Here is a 3,914-nt window from a genome sequence, read left to right as displayed (position 1 = left end):
TTCTTCCAGAAGATCGAGTGGTTGATGTGACCGCCGAGGTGGAAGGCGAGGTCCTTCTCGAGCTTCGGCACGTTGCCGTAGTCGCCCGACTCGCGTGCTTCGGCGAGCTTCTCGAGCGCGGTGTTCGCACCGGCGACGTACGCCGCGTGGTGCTTGTCGTGATGCAGCTCCATGATCCTGGCGCTGATGTGCGGCTCTAGCGCCGCAAAGTCGTACGGGAGGTCGGGGAGCGTGTAGTCAGCCATGACTTCAGCCTACGCCGGAGACCTAGTCCAGTTCCGGCAGTCCCGCGTCGGTCCCGGGAAGCCCGAGGTCAGAGGCCTTCTTGTCGGCCATCGCGAGCAACCGACGGATGCGGCCGGCGACCGCGTCTTTCGTCATCGGCGGGTCGGCGTGATGACCGAGTTCATCGAGGCTTGCGTCGCGGTGCCCCAGGCGCAGCTCCCCCGCGTAGCGCAAGTGGTCGGGGACCTCGTCACCGAGGATCTCAAGAGCACGCTCGACCCGGGCACACGCGGCCACCGCCGCTTGGGCAGATCGCCGGAGGTTCGCGTCATCGAAGTTGACGAGGCGGTTCGCCGTCGCCCGTACCTCGCGGCGTTGGCGAAGCTCCTCCCAGGCCGTCACGCTCGCACCGGCACCCATCAGCTGCAGCATCGCGCTGATCGCCTCGCCGTCACGCACCACGACGCGGAATGAGCCGCGCACCTCCCGCGCCTTCGCTGAGACTTTGAGACGTCCCGCAGCGCCGACGAGGGCCATCGCCGCCTCGTTGCCCGGGCAGATCACTTCGAGAGCAGCCGAGCGGCCGGGGTCGGTGAGCGACCCCGTAGCCAGAAACGCGCCACGCCAGATCGCCGCGAGTTCTTCGCGAGATCCCGTCGTCAGTCGGTTCGGCAGCCCGCGGACCGGACGGTTGCGCGCGTCGATGAGCCCCGTCTGGCGCGCCAGGGTCTCGGCGCCTTCGATCACGCGAACCAGATAGGTGCTCGTGCGCCGCAGGTTGCTGCCCGAGATGACCGAGACCTCGCTGCGAACCCCATACAGCTCGGCGAGGTCTTTGCGCACCCGTCGAGCGATCTTGGGCGACTCCAGCTCGGCTTCGACCGCGATCCGGCCTCCGATGGTGTGCAAGCCGCTGGAGAACCTCAGAAGTGCCGCAAGCTCGGCCGCGCGAACGGCGGTCTTACCGACGGCGACTCCAGCGAGCTCTTCTTTGACATCGGCGGTCAGTGCCACGCGGTCGTCCTTCGGTCTGTGTTTGGTCGGTCATTCACGACCGAGGTCGCGGTGCTTGACGCTGACCGCGAGGCCCGGGAGCACACTCAGGCGGGCCTTGAGCTCTTCCGCCATCGCCACGGACCGGTGCTTGCCGCCGGTGCATCCCAGAGCGATCGTAGCGTGCCGCTTGTTCTCGCGACCGTAGCCGTCGAGCACAGGGCGGAGGGCATCCACATACCCGTCGATGAACTCGCGGGCTCCGGGCAGCCCGAGGACGTACTCGCTCACCGGGGGGTCCATCCCGGTGAGGGGCTTGAGCTCCGGAACCCAGAACGGATTCGGCAGAAAGCGGCAGTCGGCGACATGATCGGCGTCCGAGGGGATGCCGTACTTGTAGCCGAAACTCAGTACGGTGACCCGCGTGGTCGGCTCGTCGGCGGCCGCGAAGTGCTCTGCGACGAGGGTCGCCAACTGGTGGATGTTGAGCTCGCTCGTGTCGATGACGAGGTCACTCTGCTCGCGCAGCTCGGCGACCCGGGCGCGTTCAGCACTGATGCCGTCGAGGAGCGTGCCGTCACCCTGCAGGGGGTGTGGTCGGCGCACCGACTCGAAGCGTCGCACGAGGGCGGCGTCCGTGGCGTCGAGGAACAGCATCCGGGTGTCGTCGGTGCCGCGCAGCGACTCGAGTTCGTGTTGCACATCGGCGAAGAGTCGACCGCCACGGATGTCGACGATCGCCGCGACCCGCGGGATGGTCTCCCCGGTGTGCCGGGAGAGTTCGACCAGGGGGCGCAGCATCTGCGGGGGCAGATTGTCGACGACATACCAGCCGAGATCTTCGAGCGCGTTGCCGACGGTCGAGCGTCCGGCTCCCGACATCCCCGTGACGAGCAGGAGCTCTCTACGTGGTGCGCTCGCTGTAGCCCGCGATTCCGCCACGGTCACTGCCCTTCGGTGTCTCCGCTCAGCCTACCGACGATCGCGGCCGCCAGGGACGGGCCAACCCCTCGCACTTCGGCGATGTCATCGACGGAGGCCGTTCGCAGTTGCGCGACCGACCCGAAGTGGGCGAGCAGAACCTTCACGCGGGCCGGCCCGAGCCCCGGCACCTCGGATAGCACCGACACGATGTCGCTCTTGCGCTTCTGCCGCTGGAACGTGATCGCGAACCGATGCGCCTCATCGCGGATGCGTTGGATGAGGAACAGCGCTTCGCTGTTGCGCGGCAGGATGACCGGGAATGAGTCGCCGGGAAGCCAGACTTCCTCGAGCCGCTTCGCGATGCCAGCGACCGGGATGTCGTCGATCCCCAGTTCGTCGAGCACGGCCGCCGCCGCGTTGACTTGAGGCTCTCCCCCATCGACCAAGATCAGACCGGGTCGGTACGCGAACCTCTTTCGGGGCACTGAATCCTCGGCGGAGGGCTGCGCTTCGTCTTCCGAGAGTCTCGTCAACCGGCGCCGGAGAACTTGCGAGATGGCTCCCAGGTCGTCGGCATACTCCTTGATCGCGAACTTCCGATACGAGTTCTTGATCGGCAGACCGTCCTCGAACACGACCATCGACGCGACGATGTTGGTGCCCCCGAGGTGGGAGACGTCGTAACACTCGATGCGCAGGGGCGCGTCATCCAGGCCGAGTGCCTCCTGGATGTCGGTGAGTGCTTGGGTGCGCGCCACGTAGTCGCCGGATCGTCGCATCTTGTACAACGCGAGCGCTTGTTTCGCGTTCATCGTGGCGGTCTTCAGGATCGCCGCCTTGTCGCCGCGTTGGGCAGCCCGCAGCGCGACCGCGCCCTTGGAGCGTCGGTCGCCGAGCCAGGCCTCGAGAGCGGGGGCGTCATCGGGGAGTTTCGGCACCACGATCTCGCGCGGGGGCTCGTCGCTCTCGTACGCGGTTTGCAGCACAGCCTCGACGAGGTCGCCGACGGTGACATCGATTTCGGTGTCGACGACCCAGCTGCGGGTTCCGGTGATGCGTCCGCCACGCACCATGAACTGCTGCACGGCGGCGGCGAGTTCGTCGTGCTCGATGCCGAAGACATCCGTGTCGCTCGCATCCTCAGGTAGCACGACAGCGCTGCGCTCGAGGACGTTCTCGAGTGCTTGGAGCCGGTCGCGGATCATCGCCGCGCGCTCGTACTCGAATGCGGATGCTGCTGACTTCATCTCGCGTTGCAACAACGTCACCACGCCGCGATCGGGGTGAGCCATGAACGCCACGAAGTCGTCGACGATGCGGCGGTGCTCCTCGATTGAGACCCTCCCCGAACAGGGTCCCCCGCAGCGGCCGATCTGGCCGGGGAAACAGGGCCGACCGGTCGCCATCGCGCGCTTATAGCTCGAGTCGGAGCAGGTGCGGATGGGAAACGCCCGCACCATCAGGTCGATCGTGTCTCGCACCGCCCAGATTTTCGGATACGGCCCGAAGTATCGCGCGCCGGGGATGCGGCGGTTGCGGGTGACCATCACCCGTGGCGCCTCGTCGGCGAGCGTGACGACCAGGTAGGGATAGGTCTTGTCGTCCCGAAACTTGACGTTGAACGGCGGCGCGTATTCCTTGATCCAGGCGTACTCGAGGTCGAGTGCCTCCCGGTCACTGCCGACGACTGTCCACTCCACCCCCGACGCCGTCAGCACCATTGCCCGGGTGCGCTGGTGCAGGTTGCGCATCGGCTGGAAGTAGTTGCTGAG

At 66.8% G+C, this 3,914-nt stretch carries 4 protein-coding genes; all 4 read right to left on the bottom strand.

Translation table 11 applies throughout. The annotated features are described in order from the left end of the window. Positions 1-245 (bottom strand): superoxide dismutase (locus RMO30_RS10800; protein ID WP_397427929.1); only part of this gene is annotated, 245 nt, incomplete at its 3' end. A gap of 22 nt (positions 246-267) precedes the next feature. Continuing rightward, entirely contained in the window at positions 268-1,239 is a 972-nt protein-coding gene (whiA, locus tag RMO30_RS10795; RefSeq protein ID WP_309713177.1) for a DNA-binding protein WhiA, read from the bottom strand. Positions 1,240-1,269: 30 nt separating this feature from the next. Continuing rightward, positions 1,270-2,160 (bottom strand): RNase adapter RapZ, encoded by an 891-nt coding sequence (rapZ, locus tag RMO30_RS10790; RefSeq protein ID WP_309713175.1) that lies wholly within the window; start codon positions 2,158-2,160, stop codon positions 1,270-1,272. A 2-nt stretch (positions 2,161-2,162) separates the two neighbouring features. After that, the coding region (uvrC, locus tag RMO30_RS10785) for an excinuclease ABC subunit UvrC (protein ID WP_309713172.1) at positions 2,163-3,914 on the bottom strand (1,752 nt) is incomplete at its 5' end.

Origin of the sequence: Pseudolysinimonas sp. (assembly GCF_031389465.1) — a bacterium.
Lineage (GTDB): Bacteria > Actinomycetota > Actinomycetes > Actinomycetales > Microbacteriaceae > Pseudolysinimonas_A.
The sequence above is the reverse complement of the archived record's forward strand: the minus strand, read 5'-3'. Positions and strand labels throughout refer to the sequence as shown.